2 protein-coding genes are annotated in these 2,276 nt (G+C 69.4%); one reads left to right on the plus strand and one right to left on the minus strand.

All coding sequences use genetic code 11. The features are described from left to right. Nucleotides 1–127: 127 nt before the first annotated feature. Complete coding sequence (locus Q0W90_RS24325) at nt 128–1,069, plus strand: hypothetical protein (protein ID WP_297777217.1); 942 nt, start codon at nt 128–130, stop codon at nt 1,067–1,069. 161 nt (nt 1,070–1,230) lie between these two features. Here the strand turns inward: Q0W90_RS24325 and Q0W90_RS24330 are convergent. Then, on the minus strand, nt 1,231–2,276 hold a 1,046-nt coding region (locus Q0W90_RS24330; protein WP_366895779.1), incomplete at its 5' end, for a putative PEP-binding protein.

The raw sequence follows: 2,276 nt of genomic DNA on the forward strand, positions 1-2,276 counted from the left end.
ATGTGACATTCGGGTAGCGAGTCGCAACCCGCATGTCACATACGAACAGGTTGGCCACAACGCGAATCTGTCCACGGATCGAGTCGAACCCACGACGACCGCGGCACGGCGCAGCCACAGTCGGGGTATGACGCAAAGCCTCGCCGACCTTGCCGCAGCCCAAGATGGACTCCTCACGCGGACCCAAGCCCTGGCCGAACTCACGATCGGTGAGCTACGCCAGCGATTGGCACGCAGTTGGACGATGACGCTGCCCGGTGTCTACGCAACCTTCCGCGGTGGGCTGACCCCTCGCCAACGCTGCCGCGCGGCGCTTCTGTACGCCGGTGAGCACGCCCAGCTCGCCGACGTGACCGCGCTCGCGAAGTACGGGGTTCGCTACCTGCCGCCAGACACAAGTGTTCATGTCTTGATTCCGGCCGAACGCCACCGGGCAAGCCGGGGATTCGTCGTCGTTCGGCGGACCCACCGAGCACCCGAACCACGCAGGATCGATGGACTGTCGTATTGCCCGCCCGAGCGTGCTTTGGTCGAAGCGGCCGCCAGGCTCGGCCAACGACAGACTGCCCACGCATTTCTCGCGGACGCTGTCGGCCAGGGGATTGCGCGGCTCGACGTACTCGCCGAGGAAGTCGTACACGTCACCGGGCGCGGCGCGGGAATCGCACGCCGGGCGGTAACAGAGATCGCGGGCGGCGCGCGATCCGCACCGGAGATCGACTTTGCCCACTTATGCCGCACCCGTCGGGAGCTTCCGGAACCGTTGCTGAACAGAGTCCTGGTATTGCCGGACGGGCGCAGGGTCATTCCGGACGCACTGTTCCCCGGCTCGCCGCTCGTCCACGAGGTCAACGGCCGGGAGTTCCACAGCGGCGAAGACCTCTTCGAGAGTATGCAAGAGCGCCACGACGCCATGACCGCAGCAGGCATGACCGTGCTTCACAACTCACCGCGACGCATTCGACGCGAGGCAGACACCGTCGTCGCCGAGGTCGTTGCCTGCTACCAGCGGCTTTCGGGGCAAGGCCTGCCGCCAGGTGTGCGACTTCTGGACACCGATGCCGCATAGCCGGTCGTGTGCGACATTGCGGTCGTGGCCACGACACGCATGTGACATACGGGCAGCAGCGCACCGCCCGTATGTCACATAGGTGCGGCGATCCACAGCCTCTATGTCACATGCGTGCGCGGTGACACAACACCTATGTCACATGCGACATTGCTTCCCTGCTAGCCGGGGTCGAGGAGGTCTCTGACCCGGGCGCGGGCCTCTGACGGGCCGTCCGCGGACAGCGCCGCCATCGCGTACCGGACGCAATCGTCGTAGCTGTGCCGGGAGAGTGTGGCGCGTACGTCGGTGAGCGCGCGCGCCGTCATGGTCAACGCTCCGGCGCCGAGCCCGACCAGCACCAGCGCCAGCATCGGGTCGCTCGGCGCCTCACCGCACACGGTCACGGGCCGGCCCGCCACCGCGCCCGCGCGCAGCACCGTCGCGACCAGGTCGAGGAACGCCGGCTGCCACGGATCCAGCAGGTCGGCCAGCTCGCCGTCGGCGCGGTCGGTCGCGAAGGTGTACTGCGCCAGGTCGTTGCTGCCGACCGACACGAAGTCGACCACCCGCAACATGTCCGCCGCGCGCAACGCCGCTGCCGGCACTTCGACCATCACGCCGGCGACCCCGATGCCGTGCTCGCGACACTGGGCCGCGAACCACGCCGCCTCGGCCGTCGTCGCCACCATCGGCGCCATCACGCGCACCCGGGCGTCGGACCCGCGTGAGGCCATCGCGATCGCGATCAGCTGGTCGGTGAGCAGCTCGACGTGCCGGCGGGCGACGCGCAGCCCCCGTACCCCCAGCGCCGGGTTGGGCTGGTCGCCGAGCTGCAGATACGGCGCCGGCTTGTCGGCGCCGATGTCGAGCGTGCGCACCGTCACCTCGCGAGCGCCGAACGCGTCGAAGACCTCGCGGTACGCCGCTGCCTGCTCCGCGACCGACGGCGGCTCCTCGCGATCAAGGAAGGCGAACTCGGTCCGGAACACCCCCACACCTTCGGCGCCGGCGGCGAGCGCCTCCTCGACGTCGCTCGACCCGCCGACTGCGGCAAAGAGCTGGACCGGGCGGCCGTCGCGGGTGCGCCCGGGGCCCCTGGCGATCTCGCCCTGCGGCTCGGGCAGCTTCACGGCCGCGCCGATCGTGTCCGAGTCCGGGTCGGCCGTGACCTCGCCCACGGCGCCGTCGACCATGACCTGCTGGCCGCTGCGAAGCGACGCGACAC

Source organism: Mycobacterium sp., from assembly GCF_025933915.1.
Classification (GTDB): domain Bacteria; phylum Actinomycetota; class Actinomycetes; order Mycobacteriales; family Mycobacteriaceae; genus Mycobacterium.

Excerpts from the sequence above, each read along its gene's own strand:
- Q0W90_RS24325 (WP_297777217.1), top strand. The coding sequence starts at position 128 with ATGACGCAAAGCCTCGCCGACCTTGCCGCAGCCCAAGATGGACTCCTC.